The sequence below is a fragment of the Rhodothermales bacterium genome, assembly GCA_040221055.1.
Classification (GTDB): Bacteria; Bacteroidota; Rhodothermia; order Rhodothermales; family UBA10348; genus 1-14-0-65-60-17.
Genome location: JAVJVN010000018.1, coordinates 52,166 through 77,171, shown reverse-complemented (window position 1 = coordinate 77,171; position 25,006 = coordinate 52,166). Strand labels below are relative to the sequence as shown.

At 62.9% G+C, this 25,006-nt stretch carries 22 protein-coding genes and 1 riboswitch; of the genes, 9 read left to right on the top strand and 13 right to left on the bottom strand.

Translation table 11 applies throughout. The annotated features are described in order from the left end of the window. Nucleotides 1-43: 43 nt before the first annotated feature. Both RIE53_11420 and RIE53_11415 read left to right on the top strand, forming a co-directional pair. On the top strand, nucleotides 44-1,255 hold the full coding sequence (locus RIE53_11420) for a tetratricopeptide repeat protein (protein MEQ9105291.1): 1,212 nt from the start codon (nucleotides 44-46) through the stop codon (nucleotides 1,253-1,255). A gap of 170 nt (nucleotides 1,256-1,425) precedes the next feature. After that, complete coding sequence (locus tag RIE53_11415; GenBank protein MEQ9105290.1) at nucleotides 1,426-2,610, top strand: cystathionine gamma-synthase; 1,185 nt, start codon at nucleotides 1,426-1,428, stop codon at nucleotides 2,608-2,610. A gap of 3 nt (nucleotides 2,611-2,613) precedes the next feature. On the opposite strand, the gene RIE53_11410 is transcribed toward RIE53_11415, so the two are convergent. From RIE53_11410 to alr, 4 genes are all read right to left on the bottom strand, one after another. After that, complete coding sequence (locus RIE53_11410; GenBank protein ID MEQ9105289.1) at nucleotides 2,614-4,761, bottom strand: dehydrogenase E1 component subunit alpha/beta; 2,148 nt, start codon at nucleotides 4,759-4,761, stop codon at nucleotides 2,614-2,616. Between the two features lie 123 nt (nucleotides 4,762-4,884). Continuing rightward, a complete protein-coding gene (locus RIE53_11405) occupies nucleotides 4,885-6,336 on the bottom strand; it encodes a HAMP domain-containing sensor histidine kinase (protein ID MEQ9105288.1) in 1,452 nt (483 codons plus the stop codon). A gap of 3 nt (nucleotides 6,337-6,339) precedes the next feature. Continuing rightward, nucleotides 6,340-7,050 carry a response regulator transcription factor gene (locus RIE53_11400; protein ID MEQ9105287.1) on the bottom strand — a complete coding sequence of 237 codons (711 nt, stop codon included), beginning with the start codon at nucleotides 7,048-7,050 and terminating at the stop codon, nucleotides 6,340-6,342. 54 nt (nucleotides 7,051-7,104) lie between these two features. Then, nucleotides 7,105-8,226, bottom strand: coding sequence for an alanine racemase (alr, locus tag RIE53_11395; GenBank protein ID MEQ9105286.1), 1,122 nt, complete (start codon nucleotides 8,224-8,226; stop codon nucleotides 7,105-7,107). Nucleotides 8,227-8,346: 120 nt separating this feature from the next. Here alr and RIE53_11390 point away from each other — a divergent pair, with 120 nt between their 5' ends. Next, nucleotides 8,347-9,630, top strand: coding sequence for a dihydroorotase (locus RIE53_11390; GenBank protein ID MEQ9105285.1), 1,284 nt, complete (start codon nucleotides 8,347-8,349; stop codon nucleotides 9,628-9,630). A gap of 6 nt (nucleotides 9,631-9,636) precedes the next feature. Here RIE53_11390 and RIE53_11385 read toward each other — a convergent pair whose 3' ends face one another. After that, nucleotides 9,637-10,398, bottom strand: coding sequence for a metallophosphoesterase family protein (locus tag RIE53_11385; protein ID MEQ9105284.1), 762 nt, complete (start codon nucleotides 10,396-10,398; stop codon nucleotides 9,637-9,639). Between RIE53_11385 and RIE53_11380 the strand changes: the two genes are divergently transcribed. After that, nucleotides 10,397-11,611, top strand: coding sequence for a D-alanine--D-alanine ligase family protein (locus tag RIE53_11380; protein MEQ9105283.1), 1,215 nt, complete (start codon nucleotides 10,397-10,399; stop codon nucleotides 11,609-11,611). The two genes, RIE53_11385 and RIE53_11380, sit on opposite strands and share 2 nt — an antisense overlap. Before the next feature lie 6 nt (nucleotides 11,612-11,617). Here RIE53_11380 and RIE53_11375 read toward each other — a convergent pair whose 3' ends face one another. Beyond that, nucleotides 11,618-12,532: a pseudouridine-5'-phosphate glycosidase gene (locus RIE53_11375; protein ID MEQ9105282.1), complete on the bottom strand. Its 915-nt coding sequence runs from the start codon at nucleotides 12,530-12,532 to the stop codon at nucleotides 11,618-11,620. Between the two features lie 123 nt (nucleotides 12,533-12,655). Here RIE53_11375 and RIE53_11370 point away from each other — a divergent pair, with 123 nt between their 5' ends. From RIE53_11370 to RIE53_11355, 4 genes are all read left to right on the top strand, one after another. Further along, the gene (locus tag RIE53_11370; GenBank protein MEQ9105281.1) at nucleotides 12,656-13,612 is read left to right on the top strand and encodes a M28 family peptidase; all 957 of its coding nucleotides are present in this window, start codon (nucleotides 12,656-12,658) and stop codon (nucleotides 13,610-13,612) included. 24 nt (nucleotides 13,613-13,636) lie between these two features. Further along, nucleotides 13,637-14,440: an MOSC domain-containing protein gene (locus tag RIE53_11365; GenBank protein ID MEQ9105280.1), complete on the top strand. Its 804-nt coding sequence runs from the start codon at nucleotides 13,637-13,639 to the stop codon at nucleotides 14,438-14,440. Between the two features lie 25 nt (nucleotides 14,441-14,465). Next, entirely contained in the window at nucleotides 14,466-14,990 is a 525-nt protein-coding gene (locus RIE53_11360) for an HNH endonuclease (GenBank protein ID MEQ9105279.1), read from the top strand. Nucleotides 14,991-15,087: 97 nt separating this feature from the next. Continuing rightward, nucleotides 15,088-15,546, top strand: coding sequence for a hypothetical protein (locus RIE53_11355; protein MEQ9105278.1), 459 nt, complete (start codon nucleotides 15,088-15,090; stop codon nucleotides 15,544-15,546). Nucleotides 15,547-15,558: 12 nt separating this feature from the next. On the opposite strand, the gene msrP is transcribed toward RIE53_11355, so the two are convergent. Next, nucleotides 15,559-16,605: a protein-methionine-sulfoxide reductase catalytic subunit MsrP gene (gene msrP, locus RIE53_11350; protein ID MEQ9105277.1), complete on the bottom strand. Its 1,047-nt coding sequence runs from the start codon at nucleotides 16,603-16,605 to the stop codon at nucleotides 15,559-15,561. A 65-nt stretch (nucleotides 16,606-16,670) separates the two neighbouring features. Continuing rightward, a riboswitch (TPP riboswitch) is annotated at nucleotides 16,671-16,762 on the top strand. Between the two features lie 43 nt (nucleotides 16,763-16,805). Between msrP and RIE53_11345 the strand changes: the two genes are divergently transcribed. Further along, nucleotides 16,806-19,265, top strand: a complete 2,460-nt coding sequence (locus RIE53_11345; GenBank protein MEQ9105276.1) for a TonB-dependent receptor — start codon at nucleotides 16,806-16,808, stop codon at nucleotides 19,263-19,265. Between the two features lie 12 nt (nucleotides 19,266-19,277). Here the strand turns inward: RIE53_11345 and RIE53_11340 are convergent, their stop codons facing one another. From RIE53_11340 to gap, 6 genes are read right to left on the bottom strand one after another with little or no spacing between them, the layout of a single operon-like run. Then, on the bottom strand, nucleotides 19,278-20,171 hold the full coding sequence (locus RIE53_11340) for an arginine deiminase-related protein (GenBank protein MEQ9105275.1): 894 nt from the start codon (nucleotides 20,169-20,171) through the stop codon (nucleotides 19,278-19,280). Beyond that, on the bottom strand, nucleotides 20,168-21,052 hold the full coding sequence (locus tag RIE53_11335; GenBank protein ID MEQ9105274.1) for a hypothetical protein: 885 nt from the start codon (nucleotides 21,050-21,052) through the stop codon (nucleotides 20,168-20,170). Before RIE53_11335 ends, RIE53_11340 begins: the two co-directional genes overlap by 4 nt. Before the next feature lie 25 nt (nucleotides 21,053-21,077). Further along, nucleotides 21,078-21,905, bottom strand: coding sequence for an ABC transporter permease subunit (locus tag RIE53_11330; protein ID MEQ9105273.1), 828 nt, complete (start codon nucleotides 21,903-21,905; stop codon nucleotides 21,078-21,080). Continuing rightward, nucleotides 21,905-22,783 (bottom strand): ABC transporter ATP-binding protein, encoded by an 879-nt coding sequence (locus tag RIE53_11325; protein ID MEQ9105272.1) that lies wholly within the window; start codon nucleotides 22,781-22,783, stop codon nucleotides 21,905-21,907. Before RIE53_11325 ends, RIE53_11330 begins: the two co-directional genes overlap by 1 nt. Then, complete coding sequence (locus RIE53_11320; protein MEQ9105271.1) at nucleotides 22,780-23,961, bottom strand: phosphoglycerate kinase; 1,182 nt, start codon at nucleotides 23,959-23,961, stop codon at nucleotides 22,780-22,782. Before RIE53_11320 ends, RIE53_11325 begins: the two co-directional genes overlap by 4 nt. Beyond that, nucleotides 23,958-24,968: a type I glyceraldehyde-3-phosphate dehydrogenase gene (gap, locus tag RIE53_11315; protein ID MEQ9105270.1), complete on the bottom strand. Its 1,011-nt coding sequence runs from the start codon at nucleotides 24,966-24,968 to the stop codon at nucleotides 23,958-23,960. Before gap ends, RIE53_11320 begins: the two co-directional genes overlap by 4 nt. Nucleotides 24,969-25,006: the final 38 nt, after the last annotated feature.

Genomic DNA, 25,006 nt, shown 5'->3' with positions numbered 1-25,006 from the left:
CACCGCCTGTTTTCATCGGAAAACCCTGATATATACCCGACTTATGAAGCGCACCAACATTATTTACGGCCTGCTGATCGCCTTTTTCGTCCTGGCTGGAGCCGATGGCTGTTCCAGCGATCCGAATGTGGAGGGTGCCAAGCTCGACCTCCGCAACAAGGATTACGACCGGGCCCTCCAGAACCTGGAGACCGCCATCAGCAACAATCCGGCCAATGCCGAAGCGTACCAGCTCAAAGGCCAGGTCCTTTCTGAACAGGCATTCGCCACGGAAGATCCGGCAGAGCATACCCGCATGATCCTCGAGATGATCGATGCCTACGAGAAGGCGCTCGAGTACGATCCGGCACTGGAGCCTGAAGTCACCCGTGCGCTCCGCTTTGCCTATGCGAGTGAATTCCAGCGCGGCATCCAGGCCTTCAACCGGGGCCGCAACGACGACGCCGAGTTCCCGGTGGCGGCACTGTACTTCAACAACGCCGGCTCCATCCAGCCTGACTCTTCCGGTGCCTACGTAAATGAAGCGTACGCCTGGATGAACGCCAGCCAGCCGGAAAAGGCCATGGAGCCCTTCGAGATGGCCATTGAAAAGGGCGATACGGAGCCGGACTCCTACCGCTTCCTGGCGACCCTCTACCAGTCGGGCGATCGGATGGACGATGCCGTGGCCCTCTTGGAACGCGCGGCCAGCATGTACCCGGACAACGTGGATATCCAGACGGATCTGTTGAACGTCTACCAGCTTACAGGCCAGATTGACAAGGCCATGGACCGGTACACATCGGCCGTTGCCCGCGATCCGGAAAACGAGTTGTTCCGCTACAATTACGGCACCCTCCTGACGCAGATGGAGCGGTACGATGAGGCCATCGAGCAGCTTGAGAAGGCCATTGAAATCAATCCGGAGTATGCGAACGCCTACTACAACCTGGGTGCGGTCTTTATCAACAAGGCCGTCGATGTGAACGAGGAAGTGTCGGCTCTGGACGATGCCCTGCGCGCCGAGCGGGCCGATCTGTCCTCGTCAGAGGTCGCGGCACGCGAGGCCCAGATCAATGCGCTGGTCGATACGCGTCGTGAACTCTTCGGCTCGGCGGTCGCACCCCTGGAAAAAGCCAAGGAACTGTTCGAGTCGGCTGGCGAAGATGCCCAGCCGGTTTGCATGGCCCTCTTCCAGGCCTACGTCCAGGTGAATGAGACCGACAAGGCTCAAGCCATTTCGGCCTGTGCCGGCTATGATGATTCCGGCAATTGAGGCCGTTGCATGCTGACCCACATGGTGCTCAGCTGCGGCCTGTCCTGATGAGGGCGTGGTGACACGTCCCGGTGCGGGCCCGGTCCATGTTGGACCGGGCCCGCTTCCTTTTTCCTGTTCCGGCTCTACTGATCACGCCTCCTTTTTTTCTCCAGCCTCCTTCCAACCGCATGTCCCGCGAACTCCCCCTGACTCCCGAAGAAGCTGCCGGTCTTGGTATCGGTACGCGCGCCGTGCATGGCGGACAAGCTCCGGATCCCTCGACCGGTGCCGTCATGACGCCCATCTACCAGACCTCCACGTACGCCCAGAGCGCCCCGGGTGTCCACAAGGGTCATGAGTATGCCCGCGTGACGAACCCCACGCGGAGTGCCCTGGAGGGCAACCTGGCGTCATTGGAGGGGGCCCGGCACGGTATCTGTTTCGCGTCGGGCGTCGCGGCTACCGACGCGGTCATGAAGTGGATGCGTCCCGGGGACCATGTGGTGGCTTCGAATGACCTCTACGGCGGCACCTACCGCCTCATGAGGCAAGTGTTCGGTCCGTTCGGGATTACGTCGGCGTTCATTGACATGACGGACCTGGAGATCGTCAAGGCCGCGCTCACGCCGGAAACGAAGTTGCTCTGGATTGAGACGCCGACCAACCCGCTGCTGCGTGTCGTGGACATAGCCGCGCTGACGGCCCTTGCGAAGGAGCGGGGCATCGTGACCGTGGTGGACAATACGTTTGCTACGCCGGTCCTTCAGGTTCCGCTTGCTTTGGGTGCCGACATGGTGCTGCATTCGACGACCAAGTATCTGGGCGGGCACAGCGATGTCATTGGTGGCGCCGTGTGTACGAACGATGACGAATGGGCGGATCGTCTCCGGTTCATCGTCAAGAGTACCGGTGCGGCCCCGGGACCCATGGACTGTTTCCTGACGCTCAGGGGGACCAAGACCCTGCATCTCCGGATGGAACGGCACTGCGCCAACGCTGAACGGATTGCCGAGTGGTTGCAGGCCCACGACAAGGTGGAAACGGTGTACTACCCCGGCCTTTCCGGTCATCCCGGGCACGAGATCGCGGCGCGTCAGATGTGCAAGTTCGGGGGGATGGTATCGTTCCTGCTGAAGGATGACAGCATAGAGGCGGCAACGCGTGTCATGTCCTCAACGCAGATATTCACGTTGGCTGAGAGCCTGGGTGGCGTAGAGAGCCTGTTGAATCACCCGGCTACCATGACCCACGCATCCATTCCGGCAGCCGAACGTCACGCCGCCGGATTGCACGATTCTCTCATCCGACTGTCAGTCGGAATCGAGGACGTGGACGACCTGTTGGCCGATCTGTCCTCGGCGCTGGACGCCTGATTATTACCAGGCGGCCAGGGCTCGGGCGGCTTCCAGGACCTGTTCGTCATCGGGCAGGACAGCGCGTTCCAGCGGATCCGCGAACGGGATCATGGTGAAGGCACCTGCCACGCGTCGCACCGGCGCGTCGAGGGATTCAAAGGCCAGGTCAGCAATCTGGGCGGAGATTTCCGCGCCGAATCCACCGAATTCATGGTCTTCGTACACGACCATGGCCCGGTTTGTCTTCCGGACCGACGCCAGTACGGCATCGGAATCCATGGGAAGGATGGTGCGCAAGTCGATGACTTCAACCGACACACCTTCCTTTTCCAGCTGACGCGCGGCGTTCATGGACTTGTGGACCATCATGCCCCAGGTGATGATGGTCAGATCGGTTCCTTCGCGGACCGTACGGGCTTTCCCGAACGGCAGCAGGTAGTCTTTGTCCGGCTCAGGGCTGCGGGCAGCGGCCGACCGGTACAGGGCCTTGTGCTCCATGAAGAGCACCGGGTCTTCCATCCGGATGGCGGCTTTCAGCAGTCCTTTGGCGTCCGCAGCGTTGGAGGGCAGGGCAATCTTGAAGCCGGGCATGTGGGCGAAGAACGCCTCGATGTTCTGCGAGTGGCAGAGCCCGCCATGGATGTACCCGCCGACGGGTACGCGGATGACCATGGGGCACCCCCATTCGCCGTTCGACCGATACCGGTAGGAGGAAACCTGATTCCGAAGATGCTGCATGGCCGGCCAGATGTAGTCGCCGAACTGGATTTCGACCACGGGCTTGAAGCCGGCCGATGCAAATCCGACGGCGGTTCCGACAACCGACGCCTCGGCCAGCGGGGAGTTGAAGCACCGGTCGGCACCGAACCGGTCCGTCAGGTCGCGGGTGGCCGTGAATACACCGCCCTTGCCGCCGGCCACGTCCTCGCCGTAGACGATGACTCGTTCGTTGCGCTCCATTTCCTCGTGGAGGGCGTGGTTGATGGCATCCACCAGTACGATCGGTTCGCCTGACGGCTCCGACGTTTCAAATTCGAGCCCCGTATCGCCTTCAAAGTAGACGTGATCGAGCGCCGTCGAGGGATCGGGATCCGCCTGGGCAGCGGCCCAGGCCGACGCCTTGTCCACCTGTTTCGCGACTTCCTTGCGCATGGACTCGATGCGGGCATCGTCCAGGAGGCCGGCCTCCTTCAGGCGCTCCTCCATTTGCAGGATGGGGTCCTCCCGCCGATCGGCCTCCAGCTCTTCCGGGGTCCGGTATTTGGTATGATTGTCGGAGCTTGAGTGCGGGAGCAGACGTACCAGGTCGGCGACGAGGCAGACCGGGCCTTCGCCGGAGCGGATGTGCTCGATGGCTGCCTTGGCACCCGAATAGGTGCTGAAAAAGTCGGTTCCGTCCACATGGATGCGCTTCAACCCCTCGTATCCTGCGGCCAACTTGAATGCCGATCCACCGGCGGTCTGGTCCCGGACGGGGACGGAAATGGCATATCCGTTGTCCTGGACCACGAACAGGACCGGGGTTTTGGCCCGTGCCGCCCAGTTCAGGGCTTCGTGGAAATCACCTTGGGAGGTGGCTCCATCTCCACAGGAACAGTACACATAGGCATCCTCCACACCGTCCCGCTGCAGGGACAGGCCCACGCCAACGGCGGGCAGGAACTGGGCGCCGACGGAGGACGAAATGGGCAAGATGTTTCGGCTCTTGTTCGAGAAGTGCTCGGACATCTGGCGTCCGCCCGAGTTCGGGTCGGCGGCCTTGGCCATGTGATGCAGCAGCACTTCTTCGGCCGTACCCCCGAGCATGAGGTACATCATCATGTCCCGGTAGTAAAAGCTGAACCAGTCGTGGCCAGGGCGGGAGAGCAGGCCGATCGCGGCCTGCGTGGCCTCATGGCCAGCGCATCCGATATGGAAGAAACCATTGCCCTGCTTCAGCAGCGTGAGCATTTTCTCGTCCAGGCGACGCGACAGGAGCATGGTGCGGTAGACGTCCAACAACTCCGTGGAGTCGAAGTCGGACGGGCCCAACTCGACGTATTCAAAGTCGCCCTGGAACAGCGGGCGATCCATGAGCGCGGTATTGACAGGGGTGTTGGCATCCGTGCGCGTGCCGGAACCGTTGGTTGCCGTGGATGGGGTGCTCGTCTTCTTCTTCGTACTCGCCATGATACCTGTCTGTTTTCACATGCCAACGTCGTAGACTTTGCCTACGCGGATGGCTGCCCATTTGTTTGCCGCCGAGCCCGCCGATCGCGGGTCAATTAACACTGTTAACAGTCCCTTGACAATTCAGGCGTCGGGGGACTCCGACGCGAACGGAATCTCGAACCAGAACCGCGTTCCCCGGCCGACGGTGCTTTCGACGTGGATGCTCTCTCCGTGCGAGGCCAGGATCTGACGTACAATCGAGAGACCAAGGCCCGTTCCTCCCGATTTCCGGGATCGGTCGGGGTCCACGCGATGGAACCGTTCGAACACCTTCTCCAGATGTTCCTCCGGAATTCCGCGGCCGGTGTCCACGACCTCTATCCTGACCTTGTCCAGGTGCCGCCGACAGCGACACCGGACGGAACCTTCGTCCGAGTAGGCAATCGCATTGTCAATGAGGTTGATGAGCACCTGACGCAGACGCGCACGGTCGGCGCGGACGAACCACTCCGGATTGTCCACATGCAACTCCAGTCCCTTGGCCTCGGCTTTGGCCTGGACCACCTCGGCAACATCCTTCAGCAGGTCCTGCAGGTTGAATATGGACGGTTTTATGAGGTCTTCCCGGTACTCCAACCGGGCGATTTCAATCAGGTCGCTGAACAGGTTGTTGAGCCGCTCCAGGTTCATGAGGCCCTTCTCGGCATAGAACCGGCGCTGGTCATCGGACAGGGTGCTCGAACCGAGGGCTTCCAGATAGCCGCCGACGGCAAAAATGGGGTTGCGGACTTCGTGCGATACGTTCCCGATGAACTCGTTCTGAAGTGCGGCCAGGCGCTCCAGTTCCTGGATTTTCTCCTTGAACGTGTCGGACATCCGGTTCAGGCTCTTGGCCAGGTCCTGGAACTCGGATGCCCGGGAATCGACCAGGATTTCCCGGTCCAACTGGCCTTCACTTATGGATCGGGCGCTGTTCCGGATGGTCACGAGTGGCTCGGTCACCCGTTCCGCCGCAATCCAGGATCCGAATACCGCCAGAAGGAGGGCCATCAGCATGGCCGCCGCCAACGTGTACTGTATGCGCTGAATAAGCCGGAACAACGGAGGGCGGGGCTGTCCGACCCGCACGATCAGTCCGGAATCGTGCCGCACCATACTCGCGTAGAAGAGCCGTACACCGTCGACCACGTACTCCTCAAGCAGCACACCCCCGTTTTCCGGAAAGACGACGTCGGCAGGGGACGGGATGTCCGCACGGGCAGGATTTCCCAGATGCACATCGGCAATGACCCGATTCGGAGCCAGGACGGTCACGTGGAGTCCTCCGAAGCGGGAAAAATCCCGTGCCAACGCTGCGCGGGACGAGTCGTCGGGGACCTCTTCCACGAGCGTCGCAATCTGGAGCGTCTGGTCGACGAGGGTCTGGCGGAAGGCCACCTGAACCTCACTTCGCAGGACGAACGCGATATAGAGACCCACGGCCACGACGGCGATCCCGACGAAGAACACGAATGTCAGGATCATCCAGGTCTGCGTCGAGGCCCGGGCGGGAACGAACCGCTCGAAGAAATGGCGCCCGGGACGTGCAGTCACGCCTTATTCCTCGCCGCCGCCTTCTTCCACGAACCGGTAGCCAACACCGCGAACGGTCTGGATGTGTTGGGCAAACGAGCCGAGTTTTTCCCGGAGGTTCTTGATATGGGCATCCACCGTGCGTTCCGTGACCATCATGGCGTCTTTCCAGATGGTTTCCAGGAGTTGCTGCCGTGTGAAGGCCTTGCGGGGGTGACGGACCAGGTAGCGGACGAGTTCGAATTCCGTGAGGGTCAAACCCAGATCCTTGCCATCCAATGACGCCCGGTATTCATCCTCATAGATGGTCAGGTTCTTGACCTGGAGCGTCCGGCTTTCTTCGATGCCCGATCGGCGGAGCACCGCCTTGACGTGCGCCACGATGACCTGGGGCGACACGGGTTTCGTCAGATACGCATCGGCACCCAGCATGAGCCCCTTGATCTGATCGTCTTCCTCGTCCTTTGCCGAGAGGAAAATGATCGGGATGGTTTCTGTTTCGACGCGGCTGCGGAGCTTGCGGCAGACTTCATATCCGTCCATCTCGGGCAGCATGATGTCCAGCACGATCAGGTCAATCTCGGGTGTGGCCTTTTCCAGGGCTTCGCTGCCGGAGTACGCCTTGTGGACGTTGAATCCCTCTCCGGAAAGGAAATGGGATACGATTTCGACAACGTCTTCTTCGTCGTCGACCAACAGGACATGCAACTGGGAAGGATCGAAAGTGCTGGCCATGATCAATCGGGTATTGGGTTTGGGCGTTACCGATGAATATACGAACCAAAAGGTTCACTCCCTTGCGAGTCCGGGAGTATACGCAATTCGGCGAACCCGATGTGAAATCCGGCAGGTCACCTCATAGGTTATTGTCCCGCAAGCGTCTGCGATCTCGAAGGCCGTGGGATGGTCGCCGAGCAACGTGACCGTGTCCCCTTCCACAACGCCGTCAGGATTTCCCGGCCCGAGGTCCACCACGATGGCGTCCATGCATACGTTTCCACGGATGGCGTAGGTTTTGCCGTCAATGGAGACCTGGCCCTGGTTGGACAGCATGCGGCTGATACCGTCGGCATACCCGGCGCCCACCACGGCAAGGACCGTGTCCTGGGGAGCCGTCCAATGGGCCCCGTACGATACGGTCGTTCCCTTCCGCACCGGGCGCACGGCATTGACGGTGCTCAGGACCTCCATGACGGGCTCGAGTTCGGCCCGCGCGGCCGGCACGTCCAGCAGGCCGTACAGCGCGATGCCCGCGCGGGCCGAACCCACCAGCCGGGGATCGACGCTTTCGGGCGTGGTATAGATGGCTCCGCTGTTGGCCAGGTGTACGGGGCAGGGGGCGTGTCCGCCCAGCATGTCCAGCAGGTCCCGGAATCGAGCCATCTGGCGGGTGGTTTGTGGTGATCCGGGCGTATCGGCATCGGCAAAGTGGGACCAGAGGCCGGCCAGCCGGAGCCCCGGGGCCTGCTCAACGAGGCGCAGCAGGTCGGGCACCTGTTCAACGGACACGCCGTATCGACCCATTCCGGTATCCACTTTCACGTGCACGGAAATACCGCGGACACCGGCAGACGTGAGCGCCGAGGCGGCCCGGGGTGCGTCGACCACGGCCTGGAGGTCGAAGGCGGCATAGAGGACGGCCCCTTCAGCGGTGGGAGGTGCGAAGACCAGGATGGGTGCGTGGATGCCGGCCTCCCGCAGCGCTACGGCTTCCGCCAACGTGGCCACGGCCAGGCACGGGACATCCAGCGATTCCAGGATACGGGACACCCGGACGGCGCCGTGGCCGTAGGCGTCCGCTTTGACGACGCCCATGAGCCCGACCGGCCCCAGACGGGCCTGGAGCCGCTGCACGTTGCGGCGCAGGCGGTCTTCGTGGATACGGGCTATGGTGGCGACAGGGACGGACATACCTGAAGATACTCCTGGGGATGCTCCTGAAGAAACCGTGGAATGCCGGACCGGACTCCCCTCGCTGGAACGGGAATCGTACCTTTCGGAATCATCCAGCCCACCTTTCGCGAAACCGGCATGCAGACTCCCAACCTCCTTATCCTCGGCGGCCAGGTACTCGACGCCGCCACCGGCAAGACCACCCGCCAGGACATCCGGATACGCGACGGTGTGATCGCTGAACTCGGATCGCTGTCGCCCGACGGGGACGAGCCGGTATTCGATGCGGCAGGAAAGCACGTTTCCATCGGATGGATGGACATGCACGTGCATTTGCGCGAGCCGGGGCAGGAGTACAAGGAAACCATTGAGACCGGATGCCGCGCCGCCGCCTTCGGAGGCTTCACGGCCGTCGCCTGCATGCCCAATACGACCCCGCCCATTGCCACGCGGGATGTCGTGGAATTCATTGTCGAACGATCACGACGCCTACCGGTGAATGTCCATCCGATTGCCTGCGTCTCGAAGCGCCGCGAGGGCAAGGAACTCGCGGAAATGGCGGACATGATGGCGGGAGGGGCGGTTGCCTTTTCCGACGACGGATCGCCCGTGCAGGACGGCGGTCTCATGCGCCATGCCCTGGAGTACGCGTCCATGCTGGATCGTCCCATCATCAACCACATGGAGGACCTCACGCTGAATCCCCACGGGCACATGCATGAGGGTGAAGTGTCCACGCGACTCGGCCTGCCGGGCATTCCAGCCCTGGCCGAGGAAGTCATGATCGCCCGCGACGCCCTGATTGCCGAGTTCACCGGGGGGCCTGTCCACGTGGCCCACATTTCTACCGCCGGCGCCGTGGAAATCGTACGCCGGTCCAAGGCACGTGGCATCCCGATTACCGCCGAAGTCTGCACGCATCATTTCGCGCTGACGGACGCTGCTGTGGAGGAATCCGACTACGATACGCACTTCAAGATGCATCCGCCGCTCCGGACGGCCGCCGACGTCGCAGCCATGAAAGCCGGTCTGGCGGACGGGACCATCGATGCGATCTGCACGGACCACGCCCCCCATGCCCCGAACGAGAAGGAAGTCGAGTTCCAGGCCGCGCCGTTCGGGATCCTGGGCCTGGAAACGGCCTGGGGCCTGATCGGGCGGGAGCTGATCGGGCCGGGCGTGCTGTCCCTGGCCGACGCGGTCCGGAAGATCACGGTGGCCCCACGGGAAATCATGCGGATTCCGCTGCCGGTGATTGAAGTTGGCGCAGCCGCCAATCTGACCGTGTTCGATGCGGATTCCGAGTGGACTTTCACGTCGGCGGACATCAAATCCAAGTCGCGCAACACGCCGTTCGTGGGCGCGAAGATGGTCGGGAAGGCGCACGCCATCTACAACAAGGGGCAGTTCGTCAAGGCCTGACCGGTCCTACGTGCCGCGTTCGAGCCGACTGGCCAGCGCGCGCGGCAACCCGGCCTCCTTGATGGCCCGCGCCGCGGCGTCCACGTTGTATGCAACGCGTTCGAGCCGGTAGTCCAGGGTTTCCGTATCCAGATAGGCCACGCAGGCACGCGGGTCGCCGTCCCTGGGCTGGCCGACACTTCCCACGTTCACCAGGTACCGATGTCCAGGGCGAATCCGGAACACGCCCAACGTCTGCGACAGGATGCCGGGCATGTGCGTATGCCCGGTGAAGCACAGGTCGGTGTCGAAGTGTCTGAACTGGGCCTGTGTCAGGTGGAATGACTCCATGCGCAGCCAGCGCTCGGGGTCCAGGGGGGTAGCGTGAACGAACGTTGCTACGTCATCGGCCACGGTCATGGGCAGGTCGCGGAGCCAGGTGCGGGCCTCGGTCGGGAGCACGGCCCGATTGTGCTGGGCTGCCGCCTGGCCGTCCCGCGGAAGATACATTTCGCCCGTTCCGTCGGCCACGGCCAGGTCGTGGTTGCCCAGGACGACACCGTGACACGTTTCGCGGATCCGCTCCACGCATTCCAGGGGTTGCGCCCCGTACCCGACGATGTCTCCCAGGCAGTAGATCCGGTCGACGGACCAGGATTGGGCGCGGATATGCGTCAGGACCGCCTCCAGGGCGGGCAAGTTGCTGTGGATATCGGAGAGGAGCGCGATTTGCATGTCGCCTCTACGCCCGTTGGGCGCTGTCTGTTCGCCGGTTGTATTTTCGGGCATGAACTCACTCCAAGCCTCCCCGGAATTGTCCCGGAAAACCCGCGTCGGCGTATGGTTCGGCGGGCAGTCACCGGAGCATGAAGTCTCGGTCATCTCTGCACTCCAGGCAGCTTCCGCACTGGATGGGGATCGGTTCGTCCCCGTCCCGGTGTATGTTTCCAAGCAAGGACAATGGTACGCCGGAAATCACCTTTTGGAATTGGAACGGTATCAGGACCTGGCATCCCTGGTGGCCGATGCGACCGAGGTGGCGCTTGCCCCCGGTACGGGACAGACGGCGCGCCTCGTGCCGGTGCATGGCCCATTGCTGGGACGCGCGGAGCCCGTAGTCCTGGATGTGGTCTTCGTGGCGTTCCATGGGGGCAGCGGCGAGAACGGGGGCGTCCAGGGAATGTGTGAGATGCTCGGCGTTCCGTACACCGGAAGCGGGGTGTTGTCGTCCGCTGCGGGCATGGACAAGGTGGTGGCCAAGACCCTGTGCCAGCTGGATGGGGTACCGGTCGTGCCCTGGCAGGTGGTTGCCGAGAACGAATGGCGCGGACACGAGGATACATTCCTGAAGATGATACAGGATGCGCTTGGCATGCCGCTGATCGTGAAGCCGGTCCGGCTGGGCTCTTCCATCGGAATCGCCAAGGTGACGACGGCCGAAGAACTGGAGGCCGCAATGGAGGATGCGTTCCGCTACGACTCCCGTGCCCTCATTGAACAGTGTGTACCCAACCTCCGGGAAATCAATGCGTCGGTGCTCGGCCGTGGGGCAACGTGCCGGGTTTCCGTACTCGAAGAGCCGGTCGCGGCCGATGCGTTCCTGTCCTTCAAGGACAAATACCAGCGCTCGGCGGGCAAGTCGTCGGGGATGGCCTCCCTGGATCGGCTCATCCCGGCTCCGCTCGAAGCGCACGTGGCGGAGCGCATCCGTGGGCTCGCCGTGCAGGCGTTCACGGCGCTGGACAGTGCCGGTGTAGCCCGCATCGACTTTCTCATGGACGCCGGGACGGGCGACGTGTATTTCAATGAGATCAACACGATCCCCGGATCGTTTTCGTTCTATCTGTGGGAGCCGGCCGGGCTGCCGTTCCGGGAATTGCTTTCGGAGCTGATTGACCTGGCGTTCGAGCGGTTCGAGGAGCAGCAGGCCCGGGTGCAGTCCTACGATATCAATTTGCTGCAGGAGCGGGCGGTTCGCGGGCTCAAGGGGGCGAAGAGTTGACAGCCCCTAGCTATGGCTGGCCGGGTTCGCCTCGGCCAGTGCTACCCCCAATTCGGCCGCAAGCCGTGCATTCTGCTCCAGAAGTGCAATATTCGCGTCCAGTGCTCGATTTCCCAGCGCATCCCGCACGGCCCCGAGCAGGTAGGGCGTAACCTCGGCCGGTGCCAGGCGGGCCCCTGCAGGCCGGCGTAAGGCGGTTTGCACGACGTCCTGGACGGCCTCCCATGGGAGGGCGTGGGAGTCCGGAACGGGAACGGTCACAAGGATGGCCGAGGGGAGGGCCATCCGGTCCCGGGCGCGAATGATTTCCACGACCTGGGTTACATCGTCGCAGCGGACGTCCACTGCGTGCGGGGAATGGCCGCAATAGAACGCGGGCAATGTGTCGGTCCGGTACCCGATCAAGGTGATGCCCAGCGTCTCCAGTCTTTCGCGTGTGGCCGCCACGTCCAGGATGGCTTTCGGCCCGGAACAGACGACGGTCACCGGAATGCGGGACAGCGCCATGAGGTCGCCGCTTTCATCGAGCGGTTCGCGCTCGCTGCTGCGGATATGAACGCCGCCGATTCCGCCGGTGGCAACGACCTGGATACCTGCCCGGTGGGCGGCCAGCATGGTGGTGGCGACCGTTGTGGCGCCCTGCTCGCGTCGGGCCAGGACCGCGGGCAGATTGGCAAGCGAGACTTTTCGAATGGGTGGAGCGGCCGGGTCGGGCGGTTGACAAAAGGACAAGACCTCGACCATGCTCAGATCGGCGCGCAGTTCTCCGTCCAGGCAACCCGTCGTACAGGGGCGCGCGCCCACTGCGGTCACGGCGCCATGCAGCCGGTGAATCAGATCGCGGTTTGCGGGCCAGGGAAGCCCCTGCGCCAGGACACTGGTCTCAAGTGCAACGGTGGCACGGGGGGCGGAAGCGTTCATGCAGGATTCCGGTCTGGATCGTCCAGCCTGGATCGTTCGTAGAATGGAGAAGCGTATCTTACGACGCACATTACATTCCTGCGCGCATCCAACCGGATGCCGCATCATCCCAATCCGCCTTCCATGCGTTTCCCTTTTCATCCGTGCGTCGCCTTCCGGTCACGCGTTTCTCCGGTGCTGCTCACGCTCGTGCTTCTGCCGTTGTCGGCCGCGTGTTCACAGCCTGCACCGCCGCCCGCCGAGATGGACACGGACCGCATGCTGCAGCACGTGGAAGTGTTGTCGTCCGACGCGTATGAAGGGCGAAAGACCGGAACCCCGGCCGCCGAGCGGACACGGGCGTACCTGGTAGGCGTACTTGAGGAAACCGGGGCCGTGCCGTGTTCGGACGACGGTGCCTGGGAGCACCCGGCTGTCGCCGCCCGTCGGGACAATCAGCCGATCGTGAATGTGCTCGCTCAGGTGCCCGGGACATCGGGGTCAGACATCCGGATGGTCGTCTCGGCCCACTATGACCATCTCGGCATCCGGGATGGCGAGATCTACAACGGGGCCGACGACAACGCATCGGGAACGGCAGCCGTGTTGGAACTCGCCCGGTATTTCGCAGCGCATCCTCCCGAACACACCATCGTCTTCGCACTGTTCGACTTCGAGGAAGGCGGACTGAACGGAGCGCGGGCGTTCGTGGAATCCCCGTGTGGATCGGGGACCATCGCCCTGAATGTGAATCTGGACATGGTCAGCCGAAGCGAGGCCGGTGAACTGTACGCGTCGGGCACGCGGCATTGGCCGAGCGTCCGGCCCCTTCTGGAGATGGTCGCCGTTCCGGAGGGCGTTACGTTGCTATACGGCCACGATGAGCCCGGTACCGGCAGCGACGACTGGACGATGTCCAGCGATCACGGGCCATTCCACGCCGCCGGCATCCCGTTCGTGTATTTCGGCGTGGAGGATCATGACGGATATCACCGCCCGTCCGATGATTTCGACCAGATCACGCCGGAGTTCTATCGGTCGGTCGGGGTGTTCCTGTCGCGGGCCATTCGTACCCTGAATACCGGTCTCGGACAATTGTAGAACGCCACCCGAACCTGTCCTCCGATGGAATCCCGAGTTGTATCGCTCCATATTTACCCGTTGAAGGGGGCTCGCGCCGTCGATTTGGATACGGTCCGTGTCCAGTCGAGGGGACTGGAGGGTGATCGCGCCTGGATGTTGGTGGATGCGGACGGCACATTCGTGTCGCAGCGTTCGGTGCCCGATTTGACGGGCCTGACGGCGCATCACAAGACGGGTGACTCACTCGAGTTGGTGTGGCGAGGCGAGCATCATACGGTGCCGCAGCCCACGGGCCCGTTGGAACCCGTGCGCGTGTGGAACGACATCGTGGAAGCCATCCCGGCGGACGAAGAGGCAAACAGCTGGCTTTCCGAGCGATTGGGTCGCACATTCCGCCTGTTCTGGATGCCACCAACCACGCACCGCCAGGTGGATCCGGTCTATGCAAGCGAGGGCCACGGGACGCGTTTCACGGATGGTTACCCCGTACTGGTGACCACGACGGGGTCCCTGCAGTCGCTCGGATTGGACATTCCCATGAATCGCTTCCGGCCGAGCATTGTGATCCATACGCTCGACGCCTGGATGGAAGATGCTTGGGACCGCATTGCCATCGGGGACGTGGAGCTGCGCTTGGTGAAGCCGTGCGGCCGATGCGTCGTGACCACCATCGACCAGGATACGGGTGTCGCCGGGAAGGAGCCGCTAACCACACTTGCCCGGCTCAGGAAACAGGGCAGCAAGGTCCTGTTCGGTGAAAATGCCGTCGTGGAGAAGGCGGGCACGATTGCCGTGGGGGACCGGGTAACCGTATTGTCAACAAAGGACGCGAGCCCTTCCGCTTGATGCGGCAATTCGTATACTCAGGAGCATGGAAGTCCCAGGCTCCACATTCTTCAGTGGCCACGTCCTGGTCCTGAACCAGGATTACCGGGCCCTCACGGTCACGAGCGTGCAACGCGCCGTCGTGCTTGTCATGATGCAGAAGGCCGAACTGGTGGCGAGCGAAAGTGACCGGGTTGTTCGCAGCCCCACGACCCATTTCCCGTGGCCCAGCATTGTCCGTCTCCGCCAGTATGTGCGCGTGCCGTACAAACGTATCCTGTTGACGCGTCGGAATGTCTTCCGCCGGGATCGCGATACGTGCCAGTATTGTGGCAGCCGGGAGAAGCTGACCATCGATCACGTCGTACCCCGATCCCGCGGTGGCAAGGATACGTGGGAAAACCTGGTGGCCGCGTGCGTGCCCTGCAACAACAGGAAGGGGGACCGGACACCGAAAGAAGCCGGTATCTCATTGGCACGCACACCCTTCCGGCCGAGCTATGTCATGTACATCCGGGATTACGTTGGCCTCGTGGACGATTCCTGGAAACCCTACCTGTTCCTGTCGTGATACCCGGATTCCTGTCAATTTCACTCCGGTCCACGAACCGTCCGGTCGGGCACCGGTTGACCGGTGGGATTGCGGCTCATCCATACCGTTCTGAACCATGACTTCTGCGTCCCGACGTGTCGCCCGGATTGCCTGGCTGCTCCCCGTTCTTTTGCTGGTGTTGACCGGCCACCAGGTAAAAACTTCCGTGGATCTGTCGGAAACGCGGCAGACGGGGACGAAGGTGTGGGCCGACGTAACCCGCTATGAGCGTTCAGACCGGAAGGACGTGACCATGGTGGAACTGGACTTGGTAGCCACATTGCCGGATGGGTCGGTGTTCGAGCGCACCCGCCTTAATTTGCCGTACACCATCGGGCACCGGGTTGAGAAAGACTCGTTGATGGTCATCGTCCAGCCCGGAGCCGCGCAGGAAGTGGTCATTGACGAAATCGCGCGGACGCAGATTTCCATTGCCCGATCGAATGCCGTCATGGCCTTCATTGCCGCGCTCATGGCCATCTGGGGCGTATTCGCGTGGAACCGGTGGCTAAAAAGAACAGCGCAAAAGGCTTGAGATGAGCGTGGCTTAACGAACGACGCGCGTCAGCGTAGTCGGTTCGTCGGGGTAGAGACTGCCCACCTGGTCCGCGTATCCATTGAACAATTGCGTCGGAATCTGTTCGAGGTTGTTCTCGTCGCGCATGAATCGCTCGGTGGCCTGCGTCCAGCGCGGATGCGGAATGTTCGGATTGATGTTGGACAGGAAGCCGTACTCCTGCGGGTACAGGTCATTCCAGAACGTTCCAGGCTCTTCATCCACGAATTCAATTCGCGTAATGGCCTTGGCGCCCTTGTAGCCGTACTTCCACGGCAACACCATGCGCAGGGGTGAGCCATTCTGTTTGGGCAGCGGTTCGCCGTACATGCCTGTAGCCATGAAGGCCATTTCATTCATGGCTTCGTCCATGCGAAGACCCTCGAAGTACGGGAAATCCAACCAGGGCGCGGCCGGAATGCCGGGCATCTCCTTGGGGCGGCTGATGCTCCAGAACCGGACATGCGTGGCCTTTGAGGTCGGTTTGCAGCGCTCTATCAGCTTGCTGAGTGGAAAACCGGTCCAGGGGATGGTCATGGACCAGGCCTCGACGCATCGGAACCGGTAGACCCGCTCCTCGAGCCCGAACTCCCGGATGAGGTCTTCCACATCGAGCGTGAGCCGCTTGTCGACGTGTCCGCGCACATCAATCGTATGCGGGAACGGCTTGTAGTCATCCACCAACGGCCAGACCGTTTTCAGGTCGCCCTGGCTGATGAATTCGTAGTAGTTGTTGTAGGACGATGCGGCGAGCCGGGTCGTCACCGGCCGTTCCGGTACCACGTAATTGGCGTTCCGCGTTGCCGGCAATCCGATGCGCGGCGCATTTTCCGGAATGGTGTCGAGGGGGCCGGCACCCACCGGGTAGGTGGTCGGATTGCCGTTGCTGTTGCCGGACGGACCGCACCCCATCGTTGCCAAACCGATGGTACCCAAGCCCATGCTTTTGATGAAGGCTCGGCGGTTGGCGTAAGCAGACGGACTCGTGGCGGCGCTCTCGGGCAGATGCCAGTCGGGGCGTTTCAGGAAATGGGCCATGTCGTGGTTCATCGGGTTTTCTTTCTCAACGTCTCGACAAAGCACAGGTTCAATCCTATCATGGATGGATCTGTTAGGGGTGCCCCCCAGGGCTGAGACCATACCCTTTGAACCTGATCCGGGTCATGCCGGCGAAGGAAAACGGATTTGCACCCCTGGGGGGACCATCCCGGCACATGTTCACCAGTTGCCCGGAGCCCATGATCCCATCCTCTTCGTCCGCCCCCCGCGTTCGCGCACGCTTGTGCATCCTTGTTTTCTTCCTTGCCTTGCCGTGGCCGACCGTGGCACAGGACACCGCCGTGATCTCAGGCGTGGTGCGGGACGCGGACGACAGGCCCATGCAAGGCGCAACCATTGCCCTCCGCGCGGAGATGACCGGCCTCATCCGCTTCGGCACGACCTCGGACGCGAACGGGGAGTGGCACTTGTCGGGCATTCCGGCCGGTACATACGTGCTGGAAGCGCGCTACGTGGGCTACCGGAGCGCTCAGGAGACCTTGACCATCCAGGGGGGCGAGCGCCTGGAGCGCGCCGTCCGGCTGGAACTGCGGGCGCTTCCCGGGGATGAGGTCGTGGTATCCGGACGGCGCGCCGACCAGGCGCTCGCCCCCATTACGCTGACCAATATTTCGGCCGAAGAGCTGACGCGAATGCCGGACATGAAGGATTTGCCGGTGCATCTTTCGCGACAGCCGTCCATTACGTATCACTCGGAAAACGGGAATGCCGTGGGCTATTCCACGCTTCGACTCCGTGGTTTCGGACAGCGGCGCTTGGCCGTATCCATCAACGGCATCCCGCAGAACGATCCGGAAGAGTCCAACGTGTTCTGGATCAACTTCTTCGACATCCAGGGAGCCACGCAGGACATACAGATCCAGCGGGGAGCCACCAGTGCCCGGTTCGGGCCCGCCGGAATCGGAGGCGCCATCAGCATCCGGGCCATGCCGTACAAGCCCACCTTCGAGGCGAACGTGCATGTGGGCGCCGGGTCATTCGGCACGCGCCGGGCGTCGGTGGACGTGAACTCGGGATTGCTGGACGGCCGGTTCGTGGTGTTCGGCCGGCTCAGCCGGCTGGAGTCGGACGGGTACCGGGACTGGTCCTGGACAGAGTTCTGGCGCTTTTTTGCCGGGGTGACGTGGTACGGGCAGGACCAGACGGTCACCGTGCAGGCCTACGGAGGTCCGCAGCGGGACGGGTTGGCATTCAGCGGCATCCCGCGGGAGGCGAATGACGGCCCGGTCGCGGACGGCTTTGGAGGGACGATTGACCGGCGCTACAATTTCTCCGCCCTCACGCAGGATGTGGAGCAGTTCCATCAGCCGCACCTGGAAGTGCATCATACATGGGCGCCCGGCGGGGCGTGGTCGGCGCAGCAATCCCTGTTCGGTGTGGCCGGAATCGGGTATTTCGACTTCGGGGGCACGTTCCGATCAGCCGACTACCTGCGCCTGCCGGACGGTGTGGTGCAGCCCTCGGAGCGGGCGCTGCCGCTCTTCCTGTCGCGCCCCGATGCTGCGGTGCTGTTCCGGGCGTATCTGGACCAGTGGCAGGTGGGCTGGCTGCCGTCGGTGACCCGGCGGGTGGACGGCCGTACGACAACCCTTGGCGTGGAGGCCCGATTGCACCGGAGTCTGCGCTGGGGCCGCATCCAGGAGGCCAACAGCGTCATTCCGGCGGACGTCGTGGGCAGCGGAAATGACGTCCGCGTCTACTCCTTCCGGGGCGAAAAGGCCATCCTGTCGGCGTTCCTTACGCATGTGGAACGTCTTACGCCGAATTGGTCCGTGCAGGCGGATGTGCAAGGTACATGGCGCCAGTACCGTGTGTACGACGAAGCCTTTTTTGGCACGTCCTTCAGCGAACCGTATGTGTTCCTGAACCCGGCCGTGGGACTGCATTACCGGGCGGGAGAGCGCTTCTCGGCGTTCACCAGCATTGCGCTCGCCAACCGGGAGCCACGAATGAAATCGCTTTATGACGGGGAAGAGGCAGGGGCCGGATTCCAGCGGCAAAACGTGCGTCCGGAACAGGTCATCGATCTGGAATTGGGCGGGGCGTGGCAATCCACCCGCCATCGTGCTTCCGTCACGGTATTCCACATGCGCTTCACGGACGAAATCGTGCCGAGCGGGGGCCTGGACCAGTTCGGCGTCCCCCGGACAGGCAATGCGGACCGGACGCGTCATGCCGGCCTGGAGATCGATGGGGGCATCCGCCTTGCGCCCGGACTCGATGCGAGCGGCAATGTGACCTTCAGCCGGAATCGCCTGGTCAGGTTCACGGAATTCCTGGCGGATGGTTCGCCGGCGGTGCGGGATGGCAATCCGATTGCCGGCTTTCCGGACGCATCGGCCAATCTCATGCTGACGTGGACACACGGGCCCGCGACGCTGACCGGCATGCTGTCGCACGTCGGGGAGCAGTACATAGACAACGCGGTGGGCGCTCAGGGCATTCCGCCCTTGCCCGCCTGCACCATCGTGGATGTCACGGCGTCGTATACGTGGAAGTCCCTGCGCCTGTCGGCCGACCTGAACAACGCGTTTGACAACCGGGTCCTGAGCTGGGGGAACGTGGGCGCCGTCGGGCCGCAGTACTTCCCGATGGCCACGCGGCATGTATTGTTTGCGGCGCGATACACCCTTCGGTAGAGCCGCAGCCTACTACCAGAACAGCTGCTTCATGCAATAAACCGAACCGCCGGACTTCAGGAATTCGCCCGTGTCGACCTCGACCGGTTCGAATCCGTGCTCGCGGAGTTGGCGGCACGTCTCGACGCATCCTTCCTGGATGATGACGTGATGCCCGTCAGGGCACGTGGCGTTGCACGCGAACAGGTGACGCGCCTCATCTTCCGGAGCCTCAATCACGACCCGGAAAAAATGCCGCAGGAGTTCCATGCCCACGGTATTGAAGGCCCCCGGGAAAACGATGGCGTGATCCGCATCCAACACGCACAGACACGTATCCAGGTGGTAGAAGTCCGGGTCGTCCAGGTAGAGCAGCAGGATGGGGACGTCCAGGTGCCTTGCAATGACATCGTAGGCGTGGGGACTGGTCCGGAACCCGTATCCGCCCCACAACAGGAAGCGGTCGGCGTGCCAGATGGCGTCGCCCATGCCTTCGAACGGGGTGTCGCCCCCCACGAGATCATCGTGGATTTCATAGCCCTGCTCCCGGAAGAACCGGTCGTAGTGCGTGACCTCGCCGCGCCGCTGTTCGGCATACATCCGGCTCAGGATGAGCTCGCGAGCCCCGCCCCCCGGGCGGATGGCCGGCAACGTCTGGTTGGCGCAGAACACCATGTCGGGCAGGCCGGACTGACCGGGTATTTCGTGCATCTCCAGCCCGCAGGCCGTGAACGCATCGCGTACGGACACCCACTGCTCCCGCGCCCGGATGGGGTCCACGTCCCCCACGTTGCCCTGCATGTGGGGGTTGATGACGTACACCACGTCGAAGTGGGCGGGGGAGGTCATGAGTACCCGCTTCGGCAGCGGAATGCGGGGGCATTCGTCCAGGGTGAAGCGGACGGATGCAAGGTCGCGGTGGATCATTCCTGCATGGAAGCGAGAAGTGCGGCTGCTGCTTCGGCCGAAAGGGTGAGTTCAACGGTTACGAAACCATCCCGGGCGGCAATATCAATGCCCTCCACGATGGACAGGAACTCGGCGGGGAGGTCCGGTTGCATTTTGGCAATGGCCACCACGCCCTTCAGAACGCTGGCCAGGTCATCCGGCGTCGTGGACGCAACGGGGCGGCCCACCAGCTGGAACGAAAACGAACCGTTGTTCACGACCAGACCGGCCGCACCGGATTGGACTTGTCCCAACAGCAGCCGCAGTTGACCGGTAAGGTCTCCACCGGCATCGGGCATGCTGGCCAGCAGGGCCGGCATGTCCCGGACGTGGACCCACGCATCGGCCGAGCGCACCCGGGCAGCCTCGGTCGGCAGGGACGGGGCGGGAGCATTGGATTGGAAGGCCTCCAGCGCCCGTCGCATGGCCGGCTCCGTGGATGTGGCAAGGAGGACATCTCCCTGCCAGGACGCAACCTGCATGCCGCTCGCATCTTCCGGATGATACACGTCGTGCCCGACCATCGTCGTGCGGTGGGGCAGGGCCGTGGTCAGGAAGGTCGGATCATGCTCGGCGAATGCAACGGCCGATCCGTAGTCATCCCCGACGGCCAACCACACCACGTCCATGTCCTGCTGCGGATCCATCCCGGTTGCAGCAGCAATTTCCTGCATGCGTACCTGCCACATGGCACCGGCCTCGGCAGGAAGCATGGCCAACACGGCATCCGATTCGGCCATGAGACCGCGGACATCCACGCGGAACATGGCTGCATGGTCCGTTCCCAGCGCCGCCAGGGCCCGGTCGTCCTGGTCCGAACTGGACAGAACGAGTGCCTCGCTGTCGCAGCCGCCGAGCACGAGGACGGCTGCCAGCAGGGTCGCGTTAAAAATCCTTGCGGGCGAAAAGACGGAAACTGAACGCATATACGATGCCTCCGAACAGGAGGGAAGAAATGAAGGGATAGACGTCCGATACGCCCTCCGGAGAGGCGAGTTGCGAGACGGTCCGGGCGATCTCGGCGAAGTTGGGCAGGACGTGGTACAGCGTAGAGAATACCGCCAGGCCCACGCCGTCCAGTTGTGGACGGATCTGTTCGTGGGCGGCCAGGATGACAGACACGAAGATCAGGCCGTAGGATACGATGAGTCCCAGACCGGCATTCCGGGTCAGCACGGTGAAAAACAGCAAGACCCCGTACATGACCACGAACATGGCGACCATCAAGGGGATGGCCGCGAGAAAGGCGGTCTCCCATATGCCGGTCTTCAGGGAGAGCGTCAACCAGACGCCTCCTATGAGGTACGTTGAGAGAGCCGACACGACCAGTACGAGTCCGGCCAGGTGTCCGCCCAGAATCCGGGATCGGGACACCGGTTTGGACAGCAGGAGATCTATGCGTCCAGACTCGAGCAGACCGCCTATCAGGGGCATGGTCGCAAACAGACCCAACAGCGTGCCCAGGAAATACGCGGCGCCGAACACCATTTGATTCACTGCGAGGACGAACTCGCCGACGGGCAGCGCGCCACCGGGCTGGGCATCCATCCCGAAAATCCGCAGGGCGGCAAGCGATCCTTCCACTACATCCAGTTTCAGGGCGAGGGAAAGCACGAGCCAGGCGAGCGTGGCCACGGCAAACATGCCCTGGGTAAGGCGGAGGGCCCACAGCTCGCGGAAGGTCAGCAACAAGGATCCGCTGAAGGTCAGCATTATTCCGCCTCCATCAACCGGATGAACCCGGACTCGAGTGTGTTCTTTGCGCGTTCCACGGACAGGATGAGAACGCCTTCGCTCCGAAGCGCGTCTATCCGGGCGTTCAATTCCTCGTCCGTCGCGCCGTCCAGTACCACATTTTCATCGTATTCTCCGCGTTTTATGCGGAGAATAACGGACGAGCTGGCTTTGAGCAGGTCAGAGGTCGGACCGGCCCACAGACACGCGCCGTGGCGCAGGACCACGACGCGCCGGCACAGGTGCTCGACTTCGGACAGCATGTGGGAATTCAGGAGGATGGTCATCCCCTCACGGTTCAGCCGGAGCAGGAGGTCCCGAATATTGCGGCGACCGACCGGGTCTATTCCGTCCGTCGGTTCATCCAGGATGAGCAGTTCCGGATCGCCCAGCAGGGCTTGGGCCAATCCCAGGCGCTGCATCATCCCTTTCGAGAAGGTGCCGGTCCGGCGGTCGGCCCAGTCCGTCAATTCGACCAGGCCCAACAACTCCTGGATCCGGCGGTGCCGGACCGGATGCGTGACATCGCCCAGCCGACCGTACACGTCCAGGACCTGTCGTGCCGTGAGGTGCGGCGGGAAACGATGGTTTTCCGCCAGGTAGCCCACGCGACGCCGGGCCGCAGGGTCGCCCGCTTCGCGCCCGAACAGGGAAACGGTACCGCGGGTCGGGCGGACAATGCCCAGTGCCAGCTTCAACAGGGTGGTTTTCCCCGCACCATTCGGTCCGAGGATGCCCAGCAGGTCTCCCGCGTGCACCGTCAGGTCCAGGGCGTCAAGCGCATGCACTTCGCGGCGCCGGAGGCCTGTCCTGTACGTTTTTCCGGCCCCACGTGCGTCAAGGACCGTCGCGGTCATGGCTCCAATACCGCGACGCCCGGAAGCGTCTGACCCTCCAGCAATTCAAGCATGGCACCGCCGCCCGTGGACACGTGGCTGACTTCATCTTCCAGGCCAGCACCGGTGATGGCCGCCACGGAATCCCCGCCGCCGACTACGGTGAATGCTCCCTTCCGGGTGGCTTCGACCAGGGCATCTGCAATGGCGTGCGTCCCGGACGCGAAGGCATCCATTTCGAATACCCCCATCGGCCCGTTCCAGACGACCGTCCGGGCGCCCAGGATGACCTTCGTATAGGCTGTCCGCGTCGCAGGCCCAATATCGAGCCCCATCTGGTCCGCGGGGATGGCGCCCTCGACCACGGTCGCCGGCGCGTCGGCCTTGAATTCCTTGGCGCACACGTGATCCACCGGCAGATGCAACCGCTCTCCGGCCTCCTCCAGCAGTTCCCGGGCCAGATCCAGCCGATCGTCTTCGACCAGGGATGTGCCGGTTTCCTTTCCCTGGGCCTTGAGGAACGTATAGGCCATGGCACCGCCTATCAGGAGGGCGTCGGCCGTGCCGAGCAGCGCGCGGATGACGCCGATCTTGTCGGAGACCTTGGCGCCGCCCACAATGGCCACGAACGGTTTCTCCGGATTATTGGTGATGCGCGTCAAGGTGGCCAGTTCGCGATCCATCAGGAATCCGGCCGCCCGTTCGCCCAGCAACCGGGCCACGCCTTCGGTGGATGCGTGCGCGCGGTGAGCCGCACCGAACGCGTCATTGACGTAGACATCCCCGAGCCGCGCCAACTGTGCGCTGAACGCAGCGTCGTTGGTCGTCTCGCCGGCGTTGAACCGGGTGTTCTCCAGCATGACCACCTCGCCCGGACCGGTCGCGTCCAGGACGGCTTCCACGTCGGCACCGACGGTGGCGGGAGCCAGCACCACCGGCGCATCCAGCAGGACCGACAGCCGCTCGGCTACGGGTGCCACGGTGTAGGCGGGGTCCGGCGCCCCTTTCGGGCGCCCCAAATGCGTCATGAGTACCGGTGTGCCGCCGTGCTCCAGGATGTAGCGGATGCTGGGCAGCGCCCCGCGGATCCGCGTATCGTCGCCCACCTGGCCGTCATCGTCAAGCGGGACGTTGAAGTCCACGCGCATGAGGACGCGTTTCCCGTTCAGGTCAAGGTCGCCCAGCGTTTTCCAGCTCATCCGGCCTTCTCCATGAGGCGAACCACCATGTCGACGGTGCGGCAGGAGTAGCCCCACTCGTTGTCATACCACCCGACCACCTTGACAAGGTTGCCCATGACCATGGTGGAATCGGAGTCGAAAATATTCGAGTGCGGATTGTGGATGATATCCGTGGATACCAAGGGTTCGTCGGAGTACTCGATGATGCCCTTCATGGCACCGGCCGCTGCCTTGCGGAACAGTTCGTTCACTTCTTCGGCGGTGGTTTCGCGGCCGACTTCCACCGTGAGATCGGTGAGCGAGCCGTCCGGCGTGGGCACACGCAGGGCAAATCCGTCGAGTTTGCCGGCGAGATGGGGCAGTACCAGACCCACAGCGGACGCCGCTCCGGTCGAGGTCGGTATGATGGATACGGCGGCTGCACGGGCGCGACGGAGGTCCTTGTGCGGCGCATCCTGGATGTTCTGGTCCGACGTGTACGCGTGCACGGTGGTCATCAGGCCTTTCTTGACGCCAAGTGCATCATCCAGGACCTTGACCATGGGGGCCAGGCAGTTGGTGGTGCAGGAGGCATTGGACACGATTTCTTCTTTGCCGGTCAGGACGTTGTCGTTCACGCCCAGCACGACCGTGGCATCCACCTGGCCCGATGCGGGAGCCGAGATGACGACCTTTTTCGCACCGGCCTGCAGATGTAGGGCGGCCTTCTCGCGGGAGCGGAATATGCCCGTGGACTCCACCACGACATCCACCTTCAGGTCGCCCCAGGGGAGGTCGGCCGGATTGCGCTCGCTGAAAACGGGAATTTTCGTTCCGTTGACGATGAGGGCATTGTCCGCAGCTTCCACGGTACCGGGAAAACGACCGTGCACGGAATCGTATTTCAGGAGATGCGCAAGCGTGCGTGCGTCGGTCAGATCGTTCACGCCGACGACTTCGATTTCCGATGCGTTGCGTTCGATGATGGAGCGGAAAACGAGGCGGCCAATGCGACCGAAACCGTTTATGCCGAGGCGAATGGACATGGGAATGGGGAGTTGGTTGATGGTCGGTACGAAAACTC